At 63.1% G+C, this 24,917-nt stretch carries 19 protein-coding genes; 10 read left to right on the top strand and 9 right to left on the bottom strand.

Annotated elements, in window-relative coordinates:
• The first annotated feature begins 66 nt into the window (after window positions 1-66).
• The 3 genes from B0919_RS01090 (at window position 67) to B0919_RS01080 (ending at window position 2,355) form a co-directional block, all read left to right on the top strand.
• Window positions 67-999 (top strand): 1-aminocyclopropane-1-carboxylate deaminase/D-cysteine desulfhydrase, encoded by a 933-nt coding sequence (locus B0919_RS01090; RefSeq protein WP_078010343.1) that lies wholly within the window; start codon window positions 67-69, stop codon window positions 997-999.
• A 32-nt stretch (window positions 1,000-1,031) separates the two neighbouring features.
• Window positions 1,032-1,664, top strand: a complete 633-nt coding sequence (locus B0919_RS01085; protein WP_078010342.1) for a DUF4230 domain-containing protein — start codon at window positions 1,032-1,034, stop codon at window positions 1,662-1,664.
• A 169-nt stretch (window positions 1,665-1,833) separates the two neighbouring features.
• A complete protein-coding gene (locus tag B0919_RS01080; RefSeq protein WP_176132797.1) occupies window positions 1,834-2,355 on the top strand; it encodes a quercetin 2,3-dioxygenase in 522 nt (173 codons plus the stop codon).
• 26 nt (window positions 2,356-2,381) lie between these two features.
• Here the strand turns inward: B0919_RS01080 and B0919_RS01075 are convergent, their stop codons facing one another.
• Complete coding sequence (locus B0919_RS01075) at window positions 2,382-2,882, bottom strand: regulatory protein RecX (RefSeq protein ID WP_078010340.1); 501 nt, start codon at window positions 2,880-2,882, stop codon at window positions 2,382-2,384.
• A gap of 640 nt (window positions 2,883-3,522) precedes the next feature.
• Between B0919_RS01075 and B0919_RS01070 the strand changes: the two genes are divergently transcribed.
• The 5 genes from B0919_RS01070 to B0919_RS01050 all read left to right on the top strand — a co-directional run bounded on the left by B0919_RS01070 (window position 3,523) and on the right by B0919_RS01050 (window position 14,488).
• Window positions 3,523-6,168, top strand: a complete 2,646-nt coding sequence (locus B0919_RS01070) for a DUF5686 and carboxypeptidase regulatory-like domain-containing protein (RefSeq protein WP_139361820.1) — start codon at window positions 3,523-3,525, stop codon at window positions 6,166-6,168.
• 462 nt (window positions 6,169-6,630) lie between these two features.
• On the top strand, window positions 6,631-9,132 hold the full coding sequence (locus B0919_RS01065; protein WP_078010338.1) for a bifunctional UDP-N-acetylmuramoyl-tripeptide:D-alanyl-D-alanine ligase/alanine racemase: 2,502 nt from the start codon (window positions 6,631-6,633) through the stop codon (window positions 9,130-9,132).
• 317 nt (window positions 9,133-9,449) lie between these two features.
• Window positions 9,450-12,263, top strand: coding sequence for a TonB-dependent receptor (locus B0919_RS01060; protein ID WP_078010337.1), 2,814 nt, complete (start codon window positions 9,450-9,452; stop codon window positions 12,261-12,263).
• A 134-nt stretch (window positions 12,264-12,397) separates the two neighbouring features.
• Window positions 12,398-13,783: an alpha/beta hydrolase family protein gene (locus B0919_RS01055; protein WP_176132796.1), complete on the top strand. Its 1,386-nt coding sequence runs from the start codon at window positions 12,398-12,400 to the stop codon at window positions 13,781-13,783.
• 75 nt (window positions 13,784-13,858) lie between these two features.
• Window positions 13,859-14,488 (top strand): OmpA family protein, encoded by a 630-nt coding sequence (locus tag B0919_RS01050; protein ID WP_078010335.1) that lies wholly within the window; start codon window positions 13,859-13,861, stop codon window positions 14,486-14,488.
• A gap of 72 nt (window positions 14,489-14,560) precedes the next feature.
• On the opposite strand, the gene B0919_RS01045 is transcribed toward B0919_RS01050, so the two are convergent.
• A complete protein-coding gene (locus tag B0919_RS01045; protein WP_078010334.1) occupies window positions 14,561-15,460 on the bottom strand; it encodes a carboxypeptidase-like regulatory domain-containing protein in 900 nt (299 codons plus the stop codon).
• 186 nt (window positions 15,461-15,646) lie between these two features.
• Between B0919_RS01045 and B0919_RS01040 the strand changes: the two genes are divergently transcribed.
• Together B0919_RS01040 and feoB are read left to right on the top strand one after the other, a co-directional pair.
• Window positions 15,647-15,907, top strand: a complete 261-nt coding sequence (locus B0919_RS01040; protein WP_078010333.1) for a ferrous iron transport protein A — start codon at window positions 15,647-15,649, stop codon at window positions 15,905-15,907.
• Window positions 15,908-15,917: 10 nt separating this feature from the next.
• Window positions 15,918-18,089: a ferrous iron transport protein B gene (gene feoB, locus B0919_RS01035; protein WP_078010332.1), complete on the top strand. Its 2,172-nt coding sequence runs from the start codon at window positions 15,918-15,920 to the stop codon at window positions 18,087-18,089.
• 84 nt (window positions 18,090-18,173) lie between these two features.
• On the opposite strand, the gene B0919_RS01030 is transcribed toward feoB, so the two are convergent.
• From B0919_RS01030 to mnmH, 7 genes are all read right to left on the bottom strand, one after another.
• Window positions 18,174-18,893 carry an SAM-dependent methyltransferase gene (locus tag B0919_RS01030; RefSeq protein ID WP_078010331.1) on the bottom strand — a complete coding sequence of 240 codons (720 nt, stop codon included), beginning with the start codon at window positions 18,891-18,893 and terminating at the stop codon, window positions 18,174-18,176.
• A gap of 6 nt (window positions 18,894-18,899) precedes the next feature.
• The gene (locus B0919_RS01025) at window positions 18,900-19,679 is read right to left on the bottom strand and encodes an alpha/beta fold hydrolase (protein ID WP_254846443.1); all 780 of its coding nucleotides are present in this window, start codon (window positions 19,677-19,679) and stop codon (window positions 18,900-18,902) included.
• A 36-nt stretch (window positions 19,680-19,715) separates the two neighbouring features.
• The gene (locus B0919_RS01020; RefSeq protein ID WP_139361819.1) at window positions 19,716-21,617 is read right to left on the bottom strand and encodes an ATP-binding protein; all 1,902 of its coding nucleotides are present in this window, start codon (window positions 21,615-21,617) and stop codon (window positions 19,716-19,718) included.
• Between the two features lie 91 nt (window positions 21,618-21,708).
• Window positions 21,709-22,293: a hypothetical protein gene (locus B0919_RS01015; RefSeq protein WP_078010329.1), complete on the bottom strand. Its 585-nt coding sequence runs from the start codon at window positions 22,291-22,293 to the stop codon at window positions 21,709-21,711.
• On the bottom strand, window positions 22,293-23,366 hold the full coding sequence (selD, locus tag B0919_RS01010) for a selenide, water dikinase SelD (RefSeq protein ID WP_078010328.1): 1,074 nt from the start codon (window positions 23,364-23,366) through the stop codon (window positions 22,293-22,295). The genes B0919_RS01015 and selD overlap by 1 nt, the downstream gene beginning before the upstream one ends.
• Window positions 23,367-23,402: 36 nt before the next feature.
• Complete coding sequence (locus B0919_RS01005; RefSeq protein WP_078010327.1) at window positions 23,403-23,795, bottom strand: VOC family protein; 393 nt, start codon at window positions 23,793-23,795, stop codon at window positions 23,403-23,405.
• 12 nt (window positions 23,796-23,807) lie between these two features.
• Window positions 23,808-24,827, bottom strand: a complete 1,020-nt coding sequence (mnmH, locus tag B0919_RS01000; protein ID WP_078010326.1) for a tRNA 2-selenouridine(34) synthase MnmH — start codon at window positions 24,825-24,827, stop codon at window positions 23,808-23,810.
• Between the last annotated feature and the right edge of the window lie 90 nt (window positions 24,828-24,917).

Genomic DNA, 24,917 nt, shown 5'->3' with positions numbered 1-24,917 from the left:
AGCTGAGCCCGATTCCGTTTTCGTATCAGCAGCGCAGGGCTCCGGTCCTGCGCTGTTGCTTTTAAGATGAGCCTCGTTCCACCGCCCGTTTTGCTCGAGCTGCCCGAACCCGTGGCTGAGCGCCGCGGCGTGCGGCTGCGGCTGCTGCGCGACGATCTGCGGCATCCCGAGCTGCCCGGGAACAAGTGGCGCAAGCTCAAGTACAACCTGCTGGAGGCGCAACGGCAAGGTGCCGATACGCTGCTCACCTTTGGCGGAGCGTATTCCAACCACCTGGCGGCCGTAGCGGCGGCGGGGCGGTTGCAAGGCTTCCGCACCATCGGGGTAGTGCGGGGCGAAGCGACGACTACGCTCAGCCCAACGCTGCAGCAATGCCGGGCCAATGGTATGCAGCTGCATTTTGTGAGTCGGGAAGAGTACCGGCAGCGTGCCGAAGCGGACTACGTGGCGGCGTTACTAGCTGAACTCGGGCCGGCCTACGTGGTGCCCGAGGGCGGCTCCAATGCGCTGGCCCTGCGTGGGTGCGCCGAGCTGGTGCAGGAGCTGGACGCGGCTGGCGAAGCCTACGACGCGCTGGCTGTGGCCTGCGGCACGGGCGGCACGCTGTCCGGGCTGCTCACCGGCCTGGATGGTCGCCGGGCGGCGGTGGGCGTAGCCGCGCTCAAAGGCGCGGAATTCCTGCGCGCCGATGTGGACGCCTTGACCGAGCAGGCGGTGGGGAAACGCTATACCAACTACCACTTGCACCTCAATGCGCATTTCGGCGGCTACGCCAAGTATTCGGCCGAGCTGCTAGTCTTCATCGGGGCGTTTTACCAGCGTCACCATGTCGTATTGGACCCCGTGTACACTGGTAAGCTGCTGGCCGGCACGCTGCAAGTAATCGAAGCCGGGTACTTTGCGCGGGGTAGCACGGTAGTTGCCATTCACACCGGCGGGCTGCAGGGCTGGGCCGGCTTTCAGCAGCGCTTCGGCGCCGCGCCGCCCGGGCCCGTATAGCTCCGCAGTTGTTGCCTGATTTCCCTGACTTCATGCCCCTCGTTCGTTTGCTGCGGCGTCTGGTGCCGCTCCTGTTCCTGCTGGCCCTGGGCTGGTTTCTGTGGCGCAAAGTCTCGTCTTCGCTCAGCGACCTGAACCCGCTGAACCCCACGCCCCGCGTAACGGTCAGCCACAACACGGTGCTCGAAAAAATCGAAGGCCTGGGCAAAATGGAGCTGGTGCGCTACCAGTTCAAGGACATCGTGGAGTACAAGAAAAGCACTTACCGCTTTCTGCCCGATGCCAAGGTGGCGCTGATTGTGGCCGGCGAGGCCGTGGGCTGCCTGGATCTGCGCCAGGTAAAGGCTACGGATGTGGTGTTCGAAGGCGACTCGCTGGTGCGCGTGGCACTGCCCAAGCCCGAACTCTGCACTTGGCGCGTCGACCACGGCCGCAGCAAGGTATACAGCGTGGAAAACGGCTTCTGGCAGGACGCCGAGCTGGTGGATGAGAGCTACAAGTACGCCGAAGCTAACGTACGCCGGGCGGCGTTGCAGTCGGGTATTCTGGCCCAGACGCAGCGCAACGCCGAGCAGATTCTGCGGCCCATGCTGGAAACCATGACCGGCCGCCGGGTCGTCCTCACGCAGCAGCTTGAGGCACCGGCTGCCGGGCCGCGGCAGTAGCTCCGCCGACACTCACATATTTATGCGGGTCCGCAGCTGCATGTAGGCGCCGAAAGCCATATTTGCTTCTTTGTTGGTTGATTTGTAGTATTTTATGTGATGCTTATGCGTTGGCCATAGGCTGGCTGTAGCGGTATTTTCGGGAATGTTCCGTTCCAACCTACCCGCTATGAAAACCAATGCAGCAACCGAACCGGCAGTAGAAATTGTCGAAACGACCCTGATGCCCCGTAGCCAACCGGCCCACCGCTGCCGCCGGGCCGCGGATTCCTGGTGGTACCAGGGCGCGCTGGTCATGCCGCTACTTACCGGCGCGGATACCGGCGGGGCCTTTTCCTTGCTCGATATGTGCCTGCAGCGCGGCATGGAACCGCCGCTGCATACCCACCGGCACGAAGACGAAACCTGCTACGTGCTGGAAGGCCGCATCTGCTACCAGGTGGAAGACGCCACCTTCGTGGCCGGGCCCGGCGACGTGGTGCACCTGCCCCGCGGCCGGCAGCACGGCTTCCGGCTGGAATCCGACTACGCCCGGGTGCTGCTCTACATCACGCCGGCGGGCTTCGAGAATTTCTTCCGGGCCCAAGCGGAGCCGGCTGGCGCGCTGGTAGTGCCGCCCTTGCCCAGCGGCCCGCCCGACATGCTGCGGCTTGTGGCGCTGTCCCGGCAATTTGGCCTCACGGTAGGCTAAACCGGCCCGAGCGGCAGTCAGCAGCTTTAGCGTTCTGTTCCTAGTACTTCGCCGAGGGCGTCCTGAATTAAGTCGCCCTCGTAGCCTTTCTGCGTGGCGTAGGCCGTGAGTTTTTGCCGCCGTTTTTGCGGGTGGCTTTCTTTCTCCAGCGCGTTTTTCTTCTCCAGCAGCTCCTTCAGGTTCTGGTAGTACTCGTCGCCGTCGATTTCGCTCATGCCGGCCTTGATGCAGTACTCCGAGAGGCCGCGCTGCTTCAGCTCCAGCCGGATGCGGCGGCGGCCCCACTTCTTGAGCCGGTACTTGCCCCGCACAAAGGAACGGGCGTACCGCTCGTCGTCGAGCAGCTTTTCGCGCACCAGCCGGATCATGATTTCTCCAGCTTCGTCTTCGTCGAGCCCGTAGCTGCGCAGCTTGTCTTCTACCTCGCGGTGGCTGCGCTCCTGATAGGCGCAGAACGCCGCTATTTTCTGCAGCGCTTCGGCGGGCGTATAGAATTTGCGCTTGGGACCAGACTCGTTGTAAGGCATGGCGGGCGGGGTAAGCAGGACGGGAAAACGCCGGGGCGGCGGGCTTATTTACGGATAGGGGTAAAAAACAGCCGCCGGCCAGGGGCCGGCGGCTGTTCGCTCACATAAACAAGTTGAATCCAAAAAACAAAACCATCAGAAACAGCAGAGGTTCTTGGGTTCAGCTGCGGCAAGGTAATACGCCGCAGCCACATTTCACACAATATTAATGAATTAATATCCATCGGGGCCCAATCAGGAATGGAATAGGAGCTTCACTGCGAGGTTCTTGGAGAAGGGGTGGGTAGAATGAAAAAATGATATTACTCCCCGACGAGGTTAGGGGTTGTTTTTTGAATTTTTATTGGCGTTAATAAACGGGCATACAGCGTCGGCAGGCAAGCCGCTGGGCATGGGAAATGTCCTGTTCAGCTTGCTGACAGCAGCGGGGCAAATGACTCGGTGCCCATGACCTCGGCTGCCGAAACGCCAGCCCCTGCCCGGTGGCTCGGTGGCCGCGCGGCCGCCCTGCAAGACCACCAGCTGCTGTAACGAAAAGGTAGCCAGAGCTGCACCCGACAGAAAAAAGTAGGAAGCAGGACAACGCCAGCGCGGCCTAGTGCCTCTAGTCCATAACTTGCTGGCATTGTTTATCCTGCTTATGCGCCGCCGATTACCTTTTCTGTTTGGCTTTTTTCTGTATCTGCTCCCGCTGTTGGGTACCGCCGGCGTAGTGCGCGGCCGCATCACCGACCCCAAAGGCCAGCCCCTGGGCTTCGCCAACGTGGCGGTGAAAGGCACCACCACCAACACCGCCTCCAACGAGCAGGGTAACTATCAGCTCAGCCTTGCCGCCGGCCGTTACGACCTCGTGTTTCAGTTTGTGGGCTACAAGCCGCTGATTGAAAACGTGCGCGTCATGGGCGGCGACACGGCCACGGTGCTGAACGTGACGCTGACGCCCGAGAACTACCAGCTGCGCGAAGTGGTGGTGCGCGCCAAGGACCGCGACCCGGCCTTCGCCATCGTGCAGCACGCCATGGACTGGCGCGCTTACCACAAGCGCGAGGTGGCAGCCTTCACGGCCCGGGCCTACATCAAAGCCCTGGCCCGCCTGAAGGACGTGCCCAACCGTGTGCTGGGTATGTTCAAAGTGGGCCCCGACCTGAAGCCCGGTATCATTTACTTGTCGGAGTCGGTGTCGGAGGTGTCGTTTCAGCAGCCAAATCTGGTGAAGGAGCGCATGATATCCTCGCGGGTCAGCGGCGACGCCAAGTCCTTCAGCCTGAACCGGGCGGGCGCGGGCCGCGGCTTGAGCTTCTACAACCCGGTGCTGAAGGTGTTTTCGGAGCGCGGGTTTGTGTCGCCCATTGCCCCCAACGCGTTTCTGTTCTACCAATTTGTGCTGGAAGGCACCACGCAGCAGGACGGGCTGATGCTGCACAAAATCCGGGTGATTCCGCGCCGCCGCACCGACCCGGTATTCGCCGGCCACATCTTCATCGTCGATGGCACCTGGCGCCTGCATTCCGTGTCGCTGACGCTGAACGAGGACGCCCAGCTGGACTACGTCGACAACGTGCGCATCGACCAGCAGTACGCCCCCGCGCCCGGTGCCCCGCACGTGTGGGTGATGCAGTCCCAGACGCTGACGGCCGCTATTTCGGCCTTTGGCTTCAAGGGCAACGCCTTCCTGACGGCCGTGTTTTCGCAGTACCGCGTGACCCCTACTTACCCCAGCCGCCCCGTGCCCGCCGCGCCGGCGCCGGCCGCCGACCCGAACGAAGCCGTGCACGCCGAAACCGTGGCCGAAGCCAAGCAGCAGCGGCCGGCCCTGCGCGCCGCTACCCGCCGCGTGAAGCGCGAAAGCCGCAAAACCGCCGTGGCCGCGCTGGACTCGGCGGCTCGCCGCGGCACCTTGCTGGAAGTGGATAAGCTGGCGCCGGGCGAGGTGATGCGCGTGGAAAAAGGGGCCAACGAGCGGGACAGCGCCTACTGGGCCCAGATCCGGCCCGTGCCGCTTACCGACGAAGAAATCAAGGACTACCACGTCAAGGACAGCACCGAGGTCATCCGCAACTCCAAGCCCTACCAGGATTCGCTGGACCGCCTGCGCAACAAGTTCAACCCGCAGCAATTCCTGCTGGTGGGTTACACCTACAACAACACCCACCGGAAGCAGTCCTACTTTGTGGCGCCGGTGTTTCAGATTGTGCAGTACAGCACGGTGGAGGGCACCATCATCAACCCGCAGCTGACGTACTCGCGCTACACCGACGACGAGCGGCGCTTTTGGCTGACGCCGTCGTTGCGCTACGGCACGGCCGCCAAGCTCTTCAGCCCTTCCGTCGAAATCAACTGGCAGCACTCGGCCACGCACCTGGCCCGCTGGCGGGTGGAGGTGGGCCGTACCGTCGAGAACTTCGACCCCAACTCGCAGCTCACGCCGCTGATCAACACCACGGCCACGCTGTTTCGCAACCACAACTACGCCAAGTACTACCAGCGCCGCGGGGCCGAAATCAGCTACCTCACGGAGCTGGTAAACGGGCTGCAGGTGCGCGGGGCCGTGAGCTACTTCGACCGCCGCGAGCTGGAAAACACCACCATCGACCTCATCCGCGACATTCCGGGCCGCGCCTTCACGCCCAACGACCCGGTGTCGGCGGAAATGCCGGGCGGCACCAGTTTCGGGCGCAGCCGGGCCCTGGGTTCGGAGCTGTGGGTGAGCTACCGCCCCGGGCAGCGCTACATCACGCGCCCCGACGGCAAAGTCAACCTCGGGTCGCGCTACCCCACCTTCCGCCTGACGTGGCGGCAGGGCTGGCACGCGCCCGGCTCCGATGTGCGCTACACCTTGCTGGAAGCGGGCATTCGGCAGTCGGTGCAGTTCGGACTGTTGGGCACCAGCAGCTACCGCCTGAGCGCGGGCGGCTTCCTGGGCAAGCCCAAGCTAGCCTTCATGGATTACCGGCAGTTCTCCGGCAACCGCTTCGTAGCCGCCGCCGACTTCTCCCGCTTCCAGCTGCTCGATTACTACCGCTATGCCACCCGGGAGCGGTTCGTGGAAGGCCATTTCGACCACCATTTCAACGGATTCTTCTTCAACAAAGTCCCGCTGCTTCGCCGCCTGAAGTGGCAGGAGGTGGGCTCCGTCAATTACCTGTACACGCCCACGGCCGGGCAGTACGTGGAGCTGGGCGTGGGCGTGGAGCACATCATGAAGCTGCTGCGCTTCGACTACTACACCGGTTTCCAGTCGGGCAATAAGTTGAATCACGGCTTCCGCCTGGGCATCGGGTTCTAGTAGTACAGGCGAAGGCGCTGAATGAGCCACGGCGTCAACCCGGGCCATGCAGCCGCTTTAGGCCATGGGGAAGCCGCCAGAGTACATTCTTTACTATTGCCTGCGAGTCCCAGGCCAACTGAGTACCCAAAAAGGCGAACGAGTTCGGGTCCGACCCGAACTCGTTCGCCTTTTTGGACAACTATTTCGCCGGTGTGGCCACTCAGTTCGGCGCAGTGGCTACTTGGTTCGGCACTGAAGTCAGTGCACCGGCCCCGGTGCCGAACTGGGGGGCCACTTTAGCTACCGCACCGGCTTCGGTAGCTACTGACACTGCCGAAGCCGGCGCACTTTTCGGCTGGTACGGCCGTCGGACCAGTAGCAACTGGTCGGCTGGGCGCGACTGGCCAGGTCGAATCGGTCAGGCCACACGAAGGCCTGCTTGGCCGCTTCGCCGTTGGGGCTGCCTACCTTTGCGGGGCCATGCTGACCTTCTCCGACCTGCCGGCCCTGACCGGCGGAACCCTGCTCCAGGCCCCCACCGAAGCCGCCGCGCCCGTGCTGCACCTGCTGCTCGATAGCCGCCGCATGGCCCAGGCCGCCGGCACGCTGTTCGTGGCCCTGCGCGGCCCCCACCACGACGGCCACCAGTACCTGCCCGAGCTATACCAGCGCGGCGGGAGGCTGTTTCTGGTAGATAGCGCGGAGCTAATTCCGGGCGGCGTAGCGGCGTTTCCCGAAGCAGGGTTCGTGCTGGTGCCAGACAGCCTGGCGGCGCTGCAGACCATAGCGGCGCAGCATCGGGCGCAGTTTGCCCAGGTGCCGGTGCTGGCCGTAACGGGTTCCAACGGCAAGACCATTGTGAAGGAGTGGCTGGCTCAGCTGTTGAGCCCCGACGAGTTGATTTGCCGCTCGCCGCGCTCCTACAACTCGCAGGTGGGCGTGCCGTTGAGCGTGTGGGAACTGCGGCCCGCTCACACCTTCGGTTTATTTGAAGCCGGCATTTCCGAGCCGGGCGAAATGGCGCGGCTGGCCGCCGTGATTCAGCCCACGTTGGGCTTGTTCACCAACCTCGGGCCGGCCCACGACGCGGGATTTGCCTCCCGGGCGCAGAAAGCCGCCGAGAAGATGCAGCTGTTTCGGGGCGTCGAGACGCTGTTTTACTGCCACGACCACGCCGAAGTGCATGCCGCCGCCACCGAGCTGCCCGCGGCCGTGGCGCGCGTCACCTGGTCGCGCCACGGAGCGGCGGAGGCCGTCGTGCAGGTGCAGCTGGAGCCCGGCGCCGACCCCGAGCAGACCCTGGCCCACGTACGCTACCAAGCCGCCGAACACCCGTTTACGCTGCCATTTGCCGACGAGCCCTCGGTGGAAAATGCGCTGCACTGCCTCGCCGTGTTGCTCTGGCGCGGCCTGCCCGCCGCCGAGGTGCAGCGCCGCCTGCTGCGCCTGCAGCCCGTGGCTATGCGCCTGGAAATGAAGGAGGCCATTCACGACTGCTACGTGCTCGACGACACGTACAACAACGACCTCACCGGCCTCGACCTGGCACTGGACGCGCTGCGGCGCCAGCCCCGCCGCGGCCGCCACACCCTCATTCTTTCCGACGTGCTCGAATCGGGCCTGCCCGCGGCCGAGCTGTACCAACGCGTGGCCGAGCTAGCCCAGCGCCACGGCGTGCAGCGGCTGCTGGCGGTGGGCGAGGAAATCGGCCAGCACGCGGCTACCTTGCAGGCCGCCGTGCCCGAGTGCCAGTTTTTTCCCGATACCGCCGCGCTCTTGCGCTGGTTCCGGCCCGATTACTTCCGCAGCGAAACTATCCTCGTCAAAGGCGCCCGCCGCTTCGGTTTTGAGCGCGTGGTAGCGGCCTTCCAGCGGCAGATCCACGGCACCGTGCTCGAAGTCAACCTCGACGCCCTGGTGCACAACCTGAACTACTACCGCGCCCGCCTGCAGCCCGGCACCCGGCTGATGGTGATGGTGAAGGCTTTTGCCTACGGCAGCGGCTCGTATGAGGTGGCCGGCCTGTTGGAGTTTCACCGCGTTGACTACTTAGCTGTGGCCTACACCGACGAAGGCGTGCAGCTGCGTGAGCACGGCATTTCGCTGCCCATCATGGTGATGAACCCCTCGCCGGATTCCTTTGCCCTGCTGCGGCAGTACCACCTCGAGCCCGAAATCTACTCCTTCGCCCGCCTGCGCGACTACCTGCAGGCCGCCGCCGACGGTCCGCTGCCGGCCATTCACCTGAAGCTCGACACGGGCATGCGCCGCCTGGGCTTCGCCGAAAGCGACCTGGCCGAGCTGCTGCCCCTGCTCCAGCAGCACGCGGGCACGCTGCGCGTGGCCAGCGCCCTCACCCACCTGGCCGGCGCCGACGAAGAACAGCACAACGACTTTTCGCAGCGGCAGCTGGCGGCTTTCCGGCGCATGACGGCCCGCGTGGAGGAAGCACTGGGCTACCCCGTCATCAAGCACGCACTGAACTCGCCGGGCATCATGCGTTTCCCCGAGGCGCAGTTCGACATGGTGCGGCTGGGCATCGGACTCTACGGCGTAGAAGCCGCTGGGCTCAATCCCTCGGCCCTGCAGCCCGTTAGCACCTTGCGCACCACCGTGTCGCAGCTCAAGCGGCTGCCGGCCGGCGAAACGGTAGGCTACGGCCGCCGCGGCGAAGCGGCCGACTACGACCGGCGCATTGCTACCCTGGCCATCGGTTACGCCGATGGGTACGACCGGCGCTTTTCGCGTGGGGTGGGGGAGGTGCTCGTTCGGGGCCGACGGGCGCCCATCATCGGCAACGTGTGCATGGATATGTGCATGGCCGATGTCACCGGCATCCCCGACGTGCAGGAAGGCGACGTGGCTGTGTTGTTTGGGGAAGGCTTGCCGCTGACGGAGCTGGCCAGCCGCATCGGCACCATTGCCTACGAGTTGCTGACCAACGTGAGCGAGCGGGTAAAGCGTGTGTTCGTGGCCGAGTAAAGCGGGGTGGGCAACATCCGAAGGGCCTGTTACATCAACTCGGTGGCAACAGCAAGCGTGCGGCCGCATACAGCAGGGGTAAACGCCCGGCGGACTGGCTTCTTTATAAAAATCAGCAAAAAAGACTCAATACAACTTCCAGGCGGCGTTAGAGAATGTAGACCCCCAAGACAGTATGTTTTCCTACCACGGCTATTGCAATCATTATAAAAAAGATGTCATATCATAGTTAGGAACATAGTTTTTATGTGATGAAATCGGTATAATTGCCATGAGTTGGTAATAAAACAAGATTTAATTCACATAATTTCTCCCCTATGAGGCATAATTCTACCCTAAAACACTTGCTGGCAATGGGGTATGCAACGGTTGTAACGGTAAGCGCTCTGGCACAAAGTCAAAGCACCAACCTCAGTGGGACCATCAAGTCGGAAAAAGACGAAATGGTGGTTGGGGCCAGCGTGGTGGCTATCCACATGCCCACGGGCATTCGTCGCAGCAGTACCTCCGACGCGTCTGGCAAGTTTGCTATTCCCGATATGCTGACGGGCGGGCCGTTCACCGTCCAGATTTCGCAGCCGGGCTTCCGCCCGCAGGTGGTGACCAACGTTTTTCTCACCGTTGACAAACCTGTGCAGCTCGACTTCACGCTCATGCCGGATGTGGTAGCCGTAGGTACCCGCCGGGCCGACCGTACCCTGCTGGAGTCGGCCGTGCCGGTCGACGTCATCGACATGCGGGAGCTGGCTACTACGGTTCCGCAGACTGATCTGACGCAGGTGCTGCACTACGCGGTGCCTTCGTTCAACTCCACCCGGCAAACCTCGGCCGACGGCGCCGACCACGTCGACCCCATCAGCCTGCGCGGCCTCGCGCCCGACCAGGCCTTGGTGCTCGTCAACGGCAAGCGCTACCACACCACCGGGCTGATCAACCTGCTCGGCAGCCGGGGCGTGGGCTCGGTCAACTACGACCTGAATGCTTTCAGCTCCAACGCATTGGATCGGGTGGAAATCCTGCGCGACGGCGCTGCCGCCCAGTACGGCTCCGACGCCATTGCGGGGGTAATCAACCTGAACCTCAAATCGGATAACCACGGCGGTAACGCACTACTCAACACCGGCGTCACGGGCAAGGGCGACGGCTTTACCAGCCTGCTAAGCCTGAACCGCGGCATGCACCTGGGCAAGCGCGGATTTCTGAACGTAACAGCCGAGGGCGACTACCGCGGCGCCACCACCCGCGGGGCGGGGCAGCGCGACATCCGCTCCTGGCCCGTATTTTCTTACGATCCGCAGGAGGAAGCCGACCGCCTGAAGGCCAGCGGCAAAACTTACGAGGACTTCCGGCAGGTCAACGGCGATGCCAAAATTCACAACCTGCGCGGCAGCTACAACCTAAGCCTGCCGCTCTCCAAGACTTCCGACAAGAGCCGGTTTTACTCTTTCGGTGGTTACAACTGGCGGCGGGGCCAGGCCGTGGCGCCCTGGGTGCTGCCCGCTTCGGCCGAGGTGGACATCGAGGAAGGCATCTACCCCAATGGCTACCAGCCCCACATCAACTCCCACGTGCAGGACGGCACGGCCGTGGCCGGGCTTGCCTTTGGGCTTGGGCAGTGGAGCCTCGACGTAAGCCACGTGCTGGGGGCCAACCGCATGCGCTACGACTTGAGCAACTCGCTCAACAGCTCGCTCGGTGCGGCTTCGCCCCGGGAGTTCAAAGCCGGGGGCTTCCAGTTCATGCAGAACGTGAGCAACGTAACCGTGAGCCGGTTGTTTCCGAAGGTGCTGGCCGGTACCAACGTGGCTTTCGGCAGCGAATTCCGCGCCGACCACTACGAAATCGTAGCGGGCGAAGAGGCTTCGTGGAAAGACTACGGCCGCGGTAAAGTCGGGGCCTCGGCCGGTTCGCAGGGCTTTATTGGCTTCGACCCCACCTCGGCCGTGGCAGGCACGCGCACCAACACCAGCGCCTTTGTGGATGCGGAAGCTGACGTGACCAAGGCTTGGACCGTAGGCACCGCGCTGCGCTACGAAAACTACTCGGACTTCGGCTCGGCCTTCATCTATAAAGTGTCGTCGCGTCTGCAGCTGGGCAAGAAGATAGCCGTGCGGGCGGCCTACAACACCGGCTTCCGGGCGCCGGCCCTGCAGCAGGTATTCTACCGCCAGCTGACGTTGCTGCCGACCTCGAACGGCAACGTGTACAGCGGCATCTTCAACAACCAAAGCGACGTGGCCCAGGCCGCTGGCATCGGGCGGCTGCGTCCCGAAAAATCGCGGAACGTCAGCGCGGGCATCATCTTCACGCCCTCGCCGAAGTTCACCTTTACGGCCGATGCCTACCAGATTGCCATTGATGACCGCATCATTCTTTCGGGCATCTTCGGCTACGATAGCACCGGCACCCGCGCTGCCTTCAACCAAGCCCTGGTACGCGCCAACGCCGATAATGCACAGTTCTTCACCAATGCCGTGGACAGCCGCACCCGTGGCCTCGACCTGGTAGCTACCTACCGCAACAGCCTCGGCCGGGGCATGCTGAACGTGAGCCTGGCGGCTAACTTCAACCAGACCAGCATCCGCCGCCTGAAGGTACCCGTGGCTTTCCAACCCCTGCAGACGGACAACCTGCCTGGCAACGACTACATCGACCAGCGCCAACTTTCGCTGATCGAAACCGGCAACCCCAATAGCAAGATCATCCTGAACACGGGCTACGAAGTCGGTAAGTTCAATGTGCTACTGCGCAACGTGTACTTCGGGCAGGTCAAAACCTACGACTTCAACTTTGACCCGTTGGAAGAGGGCAGCGTGTACATGGTGTTCCGCCCTAAGACGTCGACCGACCTGCTGGTGACCTTCAAGCCGGCCAAAGCCGTTATGCTGACGGCCGGGGTCAACAACTTGCTCGACGTGTACCCCGACGACACTTACACGGCCGCGTACAAGAACGGCCGGCCGCCAGTGGGCTTCAAGTCGTTTGCTGACTTCAACAGCTACTTCGAAAACAAATACGGTCGGCCCTCCAACCTGCCTTACGACTTCGATATTCTGCCTTACCAGTCGCAGCAGATGAGCTTCAACGGTCGCTTCTTCTACTTAAAAGCTGCTTACACCATCGGGTTATAGACGAATATTAACAAGCCAGCGAATTTGATATTTACTGACTTTTTTCACTAAAAAATTTGATTATGTTCGTAATCCGGAGTGGTCCCCGCCGTTTCGGATTACGATTTTGTCCCGCTTTCTGCTTCCCCCTCGCCATGAAACAAGTCCGTTTTTGGTTGACCAGTTTTGGTTGCCTGTTGCTCACCCTACTATCAGGCAACGTACAGGCTGCTCCCGCTCTCGACGGCTTCTGGAAAGGCCCGCTCAAGGTGCCTGGAGGACAATGGGAAATTATTTTCCGAGTCGTCACCCTCACCGGCGGCAAGTACTTCGCCACCCTCGACGTGCCCATGCAGAAGGTGACGCACATGAGCGTGGACGTACAAATTCACGGCGACACGGTCATGTTCGTGGCCGAAGAAGCCGCCAGCCAGTTTGTGGGCCGGCTCTCGGCCGACGGTAAGCAGGTGGAAGGCACCTGGCAGCAGCCGGGCCTGAAAGCGCCCATAACCTTGGTGTACAGCACGCCGCCCGCCAGCACCGGCACCAAGGTGCGCCTGACTCCGCCCTACCGCGAGGAGGAAGTGGCCTTCACGAATATCCCGGTGAATCTGCGCATGGCTGGTATGCTCAGCGTGCCGCCCGGCAAAGGCCCGTTTCCGGCCGTGGTGCTGGTATCTGATGCCGGCGCGCAGGACCGCGACGCTACCATCGGCGACTACCGGCCCATGGGCGCGCTGGCCGATTTTCTGACGCGTCGCGGCATCGCCGTGCTCCGCGTTGATGACCGGGGCGTGGGGCAGTCGGGCGGTACGCCGGCTACGGCTACCACGGCCGAGTTGGTGGCCGACGTGCAGGCGGCGCTCAATTTCCTGCGTACCCGCCCGGAAGTAGATCTGGCGCACCTGGGCATAATTGGGCACGGCGAGGGAGGCAATGTAGCCCTGCTGACCGCGGCGCAACCCTTGCCGCCGGCTTTTGTGGTGACGCTGGGGGCCCACGGGCTTCCGGGCCGCGACATCGTGGTGCAGCAGCAGGCCAATACGCTCCGCTCTCTCGGCACCGAAGCCGCCCAAATTGAGGCGGCCACCAAGCGTCAGCAGGCCATGCTCGATATCATCCAGCAGACGCCGGACCACGCCCAGGCGCAGGCCATTGTGGCCAACATGCTGCGTCAGAACAACGAAGCCATCGACGAGGCCACCGCCCAGGCCAGTGCCGCCGAGCTTACCTCGGTCCGCTACCGGCACTTCCTGAACTTCAATCCCACGGAGAAGTTGGCCGGCGTTAGCTGCCCCGTGCTGCTGCTACACGGCACGGCCGATACTTACGCTGCCCTGGATGCCAACCTGCCGCTGCTGGCGAAAGGCTTGCGCAGCAACAAGAACGTCGAAAGCAGGAAGCTGCCCGGCGTTAATCACCTGTTTCAGTCAGATCCAGCCAGCTGGCCCATCGTGGCCGGACAGCAGCGCGAAACCTTCTCCCCTCAGGCCCAGGAAATGATTCGGGAGTGGATTATTGCGCAGGCGAAAAAGCAGTAAGCCCAGACGAGCTCAACGGAAGGGGGGAGTGCTGCGTATGCCGCGGTATTCCTCCCTTCTTTTCTTTCCCCAACCATGCAAAAGCACCTACTGCTGCCCCTGGCAGCCCTCACCATTGCCCTTGGCGCCTGCGACGGGCTGAACAAGCCCCAGGCCAAAGACGAACCCCAGGAAGCTACCCAGGATACCGCCGTGGTGTACCGCGACGGTAAGTCGGCGGCCGATGCTGCCGGATCTGCCGCCGGTTCCGTCGCCAATGCCGCGGACCGCTGGGACCTGAGCCCCGACCTGCCCTCCGTGCGCTACGACGAGGTGACGTCCAAGGACGTGACCGTGCGCGGCAACGAGCAGTACAGCATCTATTCCGTTGACGAAGCCGTCTTCTTCGATACCGACAAGAGCGAGCTGAAATCTACCGCCAAAGCGACGCTGGAAGAAATTACCGGCTCCATCGGCAAGCGCTTTGCCGGTAAGCAAGTGCGCGTTATGGGCTTCGCCGATGCCCGTGGCAGCAAAGATTACAACGAAGAGCTAAGCGCCAAGCGCGCCGAGTCAGTCAAAAACTGGCTGGTGCAGAACGGCAAGATTGACGCCGGCCAGGTAAGCGTCGAGCCCATGGGCGAAGAAGCACCCGCGGCTTCGAACGCTACGGCTGCCGGGCGTCAGCAAAACCGCCGCGTTGAGATTGTGGTCAAGAACAGCTAACCCATGGCTCTGCCAAAGAAAAAGGCCCGCAGCAATGCGGGCCTTTTTCTTTGGACGGGTAAGCAGGGACGATTACTTGTAAACGTCGACCTCGGCCTTGATCATCGCGTTGTAGCGCAGGCCCGTGCCGTTGGACATCGTAATCAGGCTCCAGCCCTTGCCCATGGTGTAGGTCCAGGTGCGGCTTTCCTTGAATTCGAACGTCGGCTTCATGATCTGCCCGTAAGGCGTGTAGTTGTCCATGAAGTTGGCGGTGTAGAACTTGTCGCCCGACACAATCCATTCCATGGCCACGAAGAATCCTTCGTCCGGCGCCACGATGTTGTAGGGCGTCATGTCGATGGTGAACCACGAGCCGCCGCCCGGCGCCGACACGACCACGTTTTCGGTCAGCAGGTCGGTGTTGGGCGCGTTGTAGTCGCCGTCGTTCTTGTAGATGCGCACGCGGAACGGCTCCTTCGGGAAGCCGTGCTCGCCGATGTAGAACGACACGGTGCGGATCATGCCCAGCTTTTTGCCTTTCTCGTTTTTCACGAAGAAGGCGTACTGGCTGCCGGGCATGCCCTGAATCATGCCCTCGCCGGGGTTGTTGGAGTTGGAGCCCATGTCTTTGGAGCCGACCTTCTTGGCCGTGATGTCCACAGACTTCAGCACGATGTTGATTTTCTCAACCTCCACAATCATGTCCTCCAGCTTGGTCCCGCGCTTGACGAGCACCGCTTTGCGGCGGTAGCCCAGCGCTTGGACAATGAGGGAGTCTTGGGCGTTTTTCTCGGGCGAGGCCATCTGGAAGAAGCCGTACTCGTTGGTGAGAGCACCGGTTTGTTCTTCTTTCAGACCAATGGAGGAGAAGGGGATGGGCTCTTTGGTTTTGCTGTCAACCACGCGGCCCGTCATGCGATTATCCTGCGCACTTGCCAACTGCGGAAGCAACCAACCTAGCGCAACGAAGAAAAGTAGGCGTTTGAGCATAAGCGGTGGATTATACCCTCAAAAATACAAGCACTCAGGCTGGTAATTGCAAGTCCTCTCAGAATATTTATAAGAATGCAATTCGGAGGGGGCTAAGTGCCAATACGCCGAACCGCCAAATCACAGTTTTGGCGGAAACCTTTGTGGGTAGTACCTTTGTTTATAGCTTGTCTAAATAACCTGCCCGTGCCCGCCTCCCCCGTTGCCTCTGCCTCTACGACGCCCCGCAGTGTCAAGGACCTGCGCCTCGGCGAAACCGGCACCATTTGCTGCCTGAAAGATCCGGAAATGGCCTTGAAGCTGTTGGAAATGGGGTGCATTCCGGGCACGCGGGTTACGCTGAACGGCCGTGCGCCGCTGGGCTGCCCTATCACCTTGCATGTCGACGGGGAATATACCCTCTCGCTGCGCGTGAGCGAGGCGGCCACAATCATGCTCAAAGAGTAAAGTATAGCGGATGGCGCGTGCGGCAGTAGCAGAACCAACGCCCCTGGTGGGGCCGGCAGCATCATTGACCCCGGGCGGGGCCGAGCGCCACACGCGTATTGCCCTGATCGGCAACCCCAACTCGGGTAAATCGTCGCTGTTTAACCAGCTGACGGGCCTTAACCAGAAGGTGGGCAACTTCCCCGGCGTGACGGTGGACCGCAAGACCGGCAGCGCGCAGCTGACGGCTCAGCACCGCGCCGACATCCTCGACCTGCCCGGCACTTACTCGCTCTACCCCAAGAGCCTGGACGAGAAGGTTATCACCGACCTGCTCTACGACCGGGGCGCCAGCGAGTACCCTGACTTCGTGGTCGTGACCGTCGACGCTTCCAACCTGAAGCGCAACCTGCTGCTGTTCACGCAGCTGGCGGATTTGCAGCTGCCCATGGTGCTGGCCCTGAACATGATGGATACGGCCGAGCAACACGGCATCCACGTGGACGTGGCCGAGCTGCAGCAGCAACTCGGTGTGCCCATCATCCCGATGAATGCCCGCAAGGGCGTGGGCGTGACGGCGCTCAAGATTGTGATGGCGCAGGAGCTGGGCCCGCCCACGCAGACGTTCTACGAACCCTCGGAGGAGCTGCTGCCGATGATCCGGCAGATTCGCTACTACTTCAACCTGCACAACGACTACCTGGCGCTGCACTACGCCCACCAGTCGGAGCGGCTGCGCTTTCTGTCGGCCGACGACCGCGCCTACCTGGCGGAGCTGAAGCAGCAGTACCACTTCGACTCCATCGGCCTGCAGGCGCAGGAAACCATCGACCGGTACGCCCGCATTTCGGAGTTGCTGCTGGACGTGGTGCGCGTGACGCGGGCCGAACAAAACGAGTCGTACAGCAACAAAATCGACCGGGTGCTCACGCACAAAGTGTGGGGCTACCTGATTTTTCTGGCGGTGCTGTTTTTGCTGTTTCAGGCCATTTTTGCTTGGGCGCAGTACCCCATGGATTTGCTCGACCAAAGCGTGGCCTGGCTCAGCAGCCAGATCAAAGACGCCGCCTCGGGCCCGCTCATCGACCTGCTTACCGACGGTATTCTGGCCGGCCTGGGCGGGGTGCTGATGTTCATTCCGCAGATTGCGCTGCTCTTCGCCTTCATTGCCGTGCTCGAAGAATCGGGCTATATGGCGCGGGTCACGTTCATGATGGATAAGATCATGCGCAAGTTCGGGCTGAACGGCAAGAGCGTGGTGCCGCTGATTTCGGGCTGGGCCTGCGCCGTGCCAGCCATCATGAGCACGCGCACCATCGAGAACTGGAAGGACCGCATCATCACCATTTTCGTTACGCCGCTCATGTCGTGCTCGGCGCGCATTCCGGTGTACACGGTGCTGGTGGCCCTGGTAGTACCCGACGAGAAGGTGCTCGGCATTTTTAACCTGCAGGGCGTAGCGCTGATGGGCCTTTACCTGCTGGGCTTCGTGTCGGCGGTGCTGTCGGCGTGGGTGCTGAAGACGATGCTGCGGGCCAAGGAGCGGAGCTTCTTCATCATGGAGTTTCCGGTGTACCGCTGGCCACGCTGGAAGAATGTGGGTCTGACCATCATCGAGAAGGTGAAAGCCTTCGTGTTTCAAGCCGGCAAAATCATCGTGGCCATTTCGGTGCTGCTGTGGGTGCTGGCCTCGTACGGCCCCGGCAATGCGCTGCAGCAAGCCGAGCAGCACGCCCGCACCGCAGCTACGCAACAGCAGCTGACGGCCGAGCAAACCGAAAACCTAGTAGCCGCCGAGAAGCTGGAAAGCTCCTACGCTGGCGTGTTCGGCCGCAGCATCGAGCCGGCCGTGCGGCCCCTGGGCTTCGACTGGAAAGTGAGCATTGCCCTGCTGACTTCGTTTGCCGCCCGTGAAGTATTTGTGGGTACCATCTCCACCATCTATAGCGTGGGGCAGGACGCCGACATGAGTACGGTGCAGGAAAAGCTGCGCGCTGAAAAGGACGACAACGGGCAGCCGTTCTTCACCCCGGCCCGCGCCGCTTCGCTGCTGGTATTCTATGTGTTTGCCATGCAGTGCGTGAGTACTCTGGCTACCACCTACCGCGAAACCAAAGGCTGGACCTGGCCAGTGCTGCAGCTGGTGTACATGACGGGCCTTGCCTACGTAATGTCGCTGCTGGTGTATCAACTGATGAAGTAAAACACTGAGCCCAGAACGACAACGGCGCCCGCACAAGCTTGCTTGTGCGGGCGCCGTTGCTTTGGCCCGTATGCTATGCCGCGCTTATAGGCCGATCAAAAACACGGCGGGCTGCTTGTGGATGTCGGGTAGCTTGCCTTTCCAGCCGGCCACGGTGTCGGTGCGCAGGTACTCGTTCGGGGCCGTGAGGTTGGCCGCAATGCACAGGCGCATGGTGGGTTGCAGCGTAGCCAGCAGGTCCTCCAGCAGCTGCCCGTTGCGGTACGGCGTTTCGATGAACAGCTGCGTCTGGTGCTGCGCCTGGGCGTTGCGTTCCAGCTGCTTGATAGCCGCCACGCGCTTGGCCCGCTCAATGGGCAGGTAACCGTGGAAGGCAAAGCTCTGCCCATTCATGCCCGAGCCCATCAGGGCCAGCAGCAGCGAAGAAGGACCAACCAGCGGTACCACCCGGATGCCGAGGCGGTGGGCTTCACGGGCTAGTAAGGCACCAGGATCGGCAATGCCGGGGCAGCCAGCTTCGGACATCACGCCTACGTCCAGGCCTTCTTTAAGCACCGGCTGCAAAGCGGCGCGCACCTGCGCGTCGGTCGAGTCCTTATCGATAACGCTGATGCGCAGATCCTCAATAACCTGGGCCGGGGCAACCTGCTTGATGAAGCGGCGGGCCGTGCGCGCGTTTTCGACCAGAAAATACCGCAACGCCGCTACGTGTTCCGGTACTTGCGTGGGCAGCACCTGCACAGCCGTGTCCTCGGCCAGCACGGTGGGAATCAGATACAGGGTGCCTGCAGCGGGAGTAGCCATACGCAATTAGCTGGCGGTGAAGGCCGACACCAACCCGAATACTTCCTCCGGTTTTTCGGCGTGCACCCAGTGGCCGGCGTCGACCACGGTTTCTACCTGCGAGTTGGGGAACAGCGCCGGGATGCCGTAGAGCTTGTCTTCGGCCGTCACGTAATTCGACTTGCCGCCGCGGACGAACAAAGTGGACTTCAGGAAAGGCTGGGTGCCGGTAATTTCCTGCCCGATGGCGGCCAGCTGGGCCGTGAGCACCGGCAGGTTGATGCGCCAGGCAAAGGTGTTGTCTTCGCGGCGGTACAGGTTCTTGAGCAGGAACTGCCGCACATCGGGCTGGCGTACGTAGTGGGCCAGCGCATCGTCGGCCTGCTGACGGTTCTGCAGCTGGCTGAAGTCCACCGAGTTCAGCGCCGCTACGATGTCGTCCTGGTGCTCCATGTCGGAGTAGCGCGGGGCAATGTCCACCACGATGAGCTTGGCGAGGCGCGTGGGGTGGTCGAGGGCAAAGCGCATGGCTACTTTGCCGCCCATACTGTGGCCCATCAGGGTAGTGTCGGGCCCGAGCTGCAGCTGATCGAACAGCCCCAGTAAGTCCTGGCTCATCAGCGCGTAGGTGTGTTCTTCGGCGTGCGGCGAGCGGCCGTGGTTGCGCAAATCCACCATGACGACGCGGAACTGCTCGGCCCAGCGGCGGGCCAGCGTCTGCCAGTTGTCGAGTGTGCCAAAAAGGCCGTGGAGAATGACCAGCGGGCGGCCCTGGCCCATTTCGCGGTAGTGCAACGGAAGCATCATGCCGGCAAAGGTCGGAAGCCGGGCGCAAACTGTCGGCTAGCTCCGCCCAGCCGGCAGCGTGAAGCGCACCGTGGTGCCGATGCCGGGCGTGCTGTCGAGGTGCAACTGACCGCCCTGGCGCTGCACAAACGATAAGCACAGCGGCAGGCCCAGCCCGGTGCCCGAGCGGGCCTGCCCGGCGGCCGGGCGGGGCGGCGAGGTCAGGGGGCGGAGTAGGGCGTCGACCTGCTCCTGTGCAATACCGGCGCCGGTATCAGCCACGCTTACCTGCACCTCGTCGAGAGCAAGCTGCCGGGCTGAAAGGTGCACGCTGCCGCCGCGGGGCGTAAACTTCAGCGCGTTGCTGATAAGGTTGCGCAGCACCGTACGCGTCATGTGCGCATCGGCCCACACCAGCAACTCAGTCGGGGCATCGGCGGTGAGGCTTACCTGGCGGGCTTCGGCCGTGCTGCGGTATAGCCCGATGGTGTCGCTCAGCAAATCGGCAATGGGCTGGTTGTGCGGTTGGTAAGCCAGTTCCCCGGTCTGGCTGACGGCCCAGTTGAGCAGGTTGTCCAGCAGCCCATTCAGGTGCTGCGCCGATTGCCGAACCTGCTCGGGCAGGCGGCGCAGGCCTTCCTGGTCGCCCGTGCGCAGGTAGAAGTCGATCAGCTCCGTCACGCCCACGAAGGAAGTCACCGGGCCGCGCAGGTCGTGCGCCACAATGGAGTAGAGGCGGTCCTTGCTGGCGGCCAGCTGGCGGGTAGCATTGTTGGCTTGCTCCAGGGCCGCGTGATTGGCGGCCAGGGCCTGCTGGCTGCGCCGCAGCTTCCACGTCAGGCCTCCCACGCCTACCAGGCCTAGCAGCAGGGTGCCCACAATAGCCCACAGCTCCCGGTTGCGGACTTGCTGCAGCTCGGTGCGCTGGGTGAGTAGCCGGATCTGGTTTTCCTTCACTCGCGTTTCGTAGCGCGTCTGCATGGCCGAGAGCGTGTTCAGCCGCGAACGGTTGTTGAGCGTATCATTCAAGCCCACAAACGACTGCCGCCAGCGGTAGGCCTGCTCGTAGTCGCGGCGGCCTACGTTGATGTTGGCCATCAGGTCGTAGGCATCGAGCACACGCTCCGGAAAGTCGATCTGCCGGGCCCGCTGCAGGGCGCGTTGGGTAAGCTCCTCGGCTTCATCCAGCTGGCCTTGCACGAGCAGCAACGTGGCAAGCAGCGTTAGCTGGCTGGTTTCGACGCGCAGACTACGGGAAGCTTCGCTAAGCGTGAGAGCTTTGCGTAGCAGGCCCTCGGCAATTTCGTAGCGGCCCAGACGCAGGTAATGGGTGCCCAGGTTACCGACGTACATCGACTCGCCGGCCCGGTCGCCGTGGCGGCGGGCCAGCAGCACGGCCTGGCGCGTGTAGTTCAGGCCCTCCGTGGCGCGGCCCATGTAGGAGCAGAGGCCGCCCAGGTTGCCGTAGAGCATGAGCTGGGTGCGCACGCTCACGCCCGGTTCGCGCACGTGCTGCAGCGCCAGGTGGTAGTTACGCAGGGCGCTGGTGGTGTCGTCGCGCTCGTGGTGAATGCCGCCCATGGCCGTGTAGCCGCGCACGATGCCGTCGGTGTGGCGCAGGCGCTGGGCAATGGTCAAGGCCTCCTGCTGCAGGCGCAGGGCGTGCGGGCCTTCGGAAATATTAGCGTAGCAACTGCCTAGGTACAGCAGCGCGTACATCAGGTCGGGGTCGTCGTGGAGCTGCCGGGCCAGCGTAACGGCCTGCTCGCCGTATATCAGGGCCTGCGAAGGGGCCAGGTCATGCAGGGCGTAGCACAGCCGGTTGAGGGTGCGCACACGGCTGGTGTCGGCCGGAAGCTGGCGCAGGCGCTGCCGCAGCTGACCGACGGCCAGCGTGTCTTGGGCGCGCGCCGGGAAGGCGGCCCCGAGCAGGAACAACCAGAACGGGAACCACCGCATGAAGCGCAACAGGTGTGGGAATAAGCGGAGCAGGAGGACGCAAAAGCTGGGTTAAGATAACCATCGAAGCGTAGCTTTCGATTTATCCCGGCTAAAGCCAGCAAAACCAGCGTTTTCGAGCAGACAGGTGGGTATGGCGCAAAAACTCGGCGAGCGGCTCTAGGCCCGTGAGCAGCGAGGTTAAGGTGATGCGGCGGCCGTCGCGCAAGTGCAGGCGCAGGTACTCATAGTTACTCCAGAACACCCGCCTGGTGCGGCACACGGCATACTCCACCCGCTCGATGTCGGCGCGGCTGAAGGGTACTGGCACCGCGCCTTCGTACACTTCGAAATGGTTCTGCTTGGCGTCGAACAGCAGCGTGGTGTGACGGTTGTGGCGGTAATACTGCGCGTGCAGCAGAAAGCTGGGCACGGCGAAGCTCAGCACCACTGCTGCCAGCACACCGAAGAAGACCATTTCGAGCCCGGTGGTCGGGCCCGCCAGCAGCGGCCGCAGCAGGGGCAGAGCCACGGCCAATGTGGCCAGGGGCCAAATCAGCAGGTAGACCCCGCGCCAGTACGTGACCTGAAACACCGTGCGCCGCCGGCCAAAGAGCCGCATGACCCACTGCAGCAGCAGGCTCGCGGCCCCTACCACTACGGCCAGCTCCAGCAGCGGCCCCAGCAGGCGCCGCATCAGCCCCGCACCACGATGCTGGGCTCGGCGGCCGAAGCCCGGGCGCGCAGGCGGCCGAAGGGTTCGGCGGGTACGCCGGCCTCGCGCAGCAGCGCTTCCACCTCAGCGCGGCCCTCGGGCGTTACGCACACGAGCAGGCCGCCGGAGGTTTGCGGGTCGCAGAGCCAGTGCTGCTGCTCGTCGGTGACGGGGGCAATCTTGTGGCCGTAGGAGGCCCAGTTGCGGTGCGTACCGCCCGGAATGGCTTTTTGCTGCCGGTAGCTTTCGGCGGCGGCAATGCGCGGCACGGCGGCAAAATCGACTTCGGCGGTGAGGCCGCTGCCCTCGGCTACTTCGGCCAGGTGACCCAGCAGGCCGAAGCCCGTCACGTCGGTCATGGCTTTTACCTGCGGCAGGCGGCCCAGTGGCTCGCCCAGCTTGTTGAGCTGCATCATCTGTTGCGGCGCCAGGTGGGCGTCTTCGTCGCGCAGCAGGCCTTTTTTCTGGGCCGTGGTGAGCATGCCTACGCCCAGCGGCTTAGTCAGGTACAGCAGACAACCTTCGGTGGCCGTGTCGTTGCGCTTCAAATGCTGAATGTCGACCAGTCCGTTGACGGCCAGGCCGAAAATCGGCTCCGGTGAGTCGATGCTGTGGCCGCCGGCCAGGGCAATGCCGGCCTCGGCGCAGATGCTGCGGCCGCCTTCGATGACGCGGCGGGCCACTTCGGGCGCCAGCTTATCGACGGGCCAGCCCAGCACGGCAATGGCCAGCACGGGCCGCCCGCCCATGGCGTACACGTCTGAAATGGAGTTGGCCGCCGCAATGCGCCCGAAGTCGTACGCGTCGTCGACGATGGGCATGAAAAAGTCGGTGGTGCTGATGAGCGCCTGCCCGTTGCCGAGGTCGTACACGGCCGCGTCGTCGCGCGAGCTGTTGCCGACCAGCAGCCGCTCGTCGTGGGCCTGTGGCACGGTGGTGTGCAGGATCTGGTCGAGCACGGCCGGCGCGATTTTGCAGCCGCAACCGGCACCGTGGCTGTATTGCGTCAGGCGGATGGCCTCGGGGGCCGCAGGAGCGTGGGATTCGGAGTTCATCAGACGTAAAGGTATGGGGCGGGCCGTTGGCCTGCGTTATTCGGTCCAGGCCGCGTGTTGCAGCACTACGCGGTAGCCGTCGGGGTCCTGGAATGTGCAGCCGTGTTGGTCCCAGTACGGGTTATGGGCCGGTACGGCTGCAAAGCCGGCGCGGTGCATCCGCTCGACAGCCGCCCGCCATTCGGCCGCATCAGGCAAGTAAAACACCAGCAGGTGCTCGGGCGAGGGCGCGCCGCCGGCCACGGTGTTTTGTTCGTGGGTAAATTCCAAGTGGTACGGCGCCTTCGGGTGGCCCAGCATCACCCCGTCGAAGCCGGCGTGGTCCACAAACCGGCCGATAACCTCGAAACCCAAGCCATCTTGGTAGAAAGGCAGAAGAGCCGCCAAGCTATTGGTTGGTCGGGCCACGCGCAGTACGGGGTAGGGCATCGACGCAGCAGCTCAAGGTTTGGGCAAGGCGGCCAGCACCAGCTCGGCGTTGGTTTCCGGGTCGCAGGTGTCGGTGGGCACGCGCACCACGTCGGGGCGGCCTTCGAGGCCGTGGGTGTAGGTTCGGTCGTAGTAGTCGAGCACCAGCGTCACCATCTTTTCCATGTCGCCCTCGCCGATGGCACCCATGGCATCTTTGGTGACCAGGCCGCCCAGGCGCTTGCGCAGGCGCAGAATGGCGGCGGCCAGCGCGGCGGGGTCGTGGCGGCCGTACTCGTCGGCCAGCTTCTGCACCCGCACCGCGCGCGGCACTTCCAGCACCACCAGCGGCGCCTGCCGCAGCTGCTGGTACAGTGGGCCGGGCACAGCCACCGAGCCGATGGTGCGGCTTTCGTCTTCCACCCACAGCCGCGGCGCGTCGGCCGGTACTTGGTGCAGCGCCCAGGCCAGTTCGTTCTCAAACTGCTCGGTGGTCGGCTGGGGGGCCTGCCCGATGGCCCCAAACGAGGAGCCCTTATGATGAGCCAGCCCTTCGAGGTCGAGTACCGGCTGCTGGCGGCGGGTCAGTGCGTGCAGCACGTCGGTTTTGCCCGAGCCGGTAAGCCCGCCGAGCACGACCAGGGGCCGCGGCCGGTCAAACTCGGCCAGGGCCCAGCGGCGGTAGTCTTTATAGCCCTTATCGAGCAGGTGCACCTTGAAGCCGGCCAGCTCCAGCAGCCACTGCATGGCTCCGGAGCGCATGCCGCCGCGCCAGCAGTGCAGGCGCACTTCCTTGTTGGGCGCCAGCTTCTGGGCCTGCTTCACCATCTGGCTCATCTTGGGCCCGAAGAAGTCCAGCCCCAGCAGCACGGCCTTGTCCTGACTTACCCGCTTGTAGGTAGTGCCGATCTGCGCCCGCTCGTCATCGGAGAAAATAGGGAAGCTGACCGCTCCCGGAATATGGCCCTGGGCATACTCCAGCGGCGCCCGCGCATCAAAAATGGGCGCCTCAGCGGAAGCGGTGAGAAAGTCGGAGAGGGGAAGGCGAGGCACGGAGGGGGAAGGAAGAGGGATGAATGATGAAGGAAGAACAACCAGGGAAGGGAAGCATTCAGTTCATCCTTCTTCCTTCCTCATTCTTCA

The organism is Hymenobacter sp. CRA2 (assembly GCF_002007105.1).
Taxonomy (GTDB): domain Bacteria; phylum Bacteroidota; class Bacteroidia; order Cytophagales; family Hymenobacteraceae; genus Solirubrum.
This window is presented reverse-complemented; position numbering and strand designations above follow the sequence as displayed.

Bases quoted from the DNA above. Each gene is read 5' to 3' on its own strand.
- B0919_RS01090 (WP_078010343.1), top strand. From the start codon at position 67: ATGAGCCTCGTTCCACCGCCCGTTTTGCTCGAGCTGCCCGAACCCGTG.
- B0919_RS01085 (WP_078010342.1), top strand. From the start codon at position 1,032: ATGCCCCTCGTTCGTTTGCTGCGGCGTCTGGTGCCGCTCCTGTTCCTG.
- B0919_RS01080 (WP_176132797.1), top strand. From the start codon at position 1,834: ATGAAAACCAATGCAGCAACCGAACCGGCAGTAGAAATTGTCGAAACG.
- B0919_RS01075 (WP_078010340.1), bottom strand. From the start codon at position 2,882: ATGCCTTACAACGAGTCTGGTCCCAAGCGCAAATTCTATACGCCCGCC.
- B0919_RS01070 (WP_139361820.1), top strand. From the start codon at position 3,523: ATGCGCCGCCGATTACCTTTTCTGTTTGGCTTTTTTCTGTATCTGCTC.
- B0919_RS01065 (WP_078010338.1), top strand. From the start codon at position 6,631: ATGCTGACCTTCTCCGACCTGCCGGCCCTGACCGGCGGAACCCTGCTC.
- B0919_RS01060 (WP_078010337.1), top strand. From the start codon at position 9,450: ATGAGGCATAATTCTACCCTAAAACACTTGCTGGCAATGGGGTATGCA.
- B0919_RS01055 (WP_176132796.1), top strand. From the start codon at position 12,398: ATGAAACAAGTCCGTTTTTGGTTGACCAGTTTTGGTTGCCTGTTGCTC.
- B0919_RS01050 (WP_078010335.1), top strand. From the start codon at position 13,859: ATGCAAAAGCACCTACTGCTGCCCCTGGCAGCCCTCACCATTGCCCTT.
- B0919_RS01045 (WP_078010334.1), bottom strand. From the start codon at position 15,460: ATGCTCAAACGCCTACTTTTCTTCGTTGCGCTAGGTTGGTTGCTTCCG.
- feoB (WP_078010332.1), top strand. From the start codon at position 15,918: ATGGCGCGTGCGGCAGTAGCAGAACCAACGCCCCTGGTGGGGCCGGCA.
- B0919_RS01030 (WP_078010331.1), bottom strand. From the start codon at position 18,893: ATGGCTACTCCCGCTGCAGGCACCCTGTATCTGATTCCCACCGTGCTG.
- B0919_RS01025 (WP_254846443.1), bottom strand. From the start codon at position 19,679: ATGATGCTTCCGTTGCACTACCGCGAAATGGGCCAGGGCCGCCCGCTG.
- B0919_RS01020 (WP_139361819.1), bottom strand. From the start codon at position 21,617: ATGCGGTGGTTCCCGTTCTGGTTGTTCCTGCTCGGGGCCGCCTTCCCG.
- B0919_RS01015 (WP_078010329.1), bottom strand. From the start codon at position 22,293: ATGCGGCGCCTGCTGGGGCCGCTGCTGGAGCTGGCCGTAGTGGTAGGG.
- selD (WP_078010328.1), bottom strand. From the start codon at position 23,366: ATGAACTCCGAATCCCACGCTCCTGCGGCCCCCGAGGCCATCCGCCTG.
- B0919_RS01005 (WP_078010327.1), bottom strand. From the start codon at position 23,795: ATGCCCTACCCCGTACTGCGCGTGGCCCGACCAACCAATAGCTTGGCG.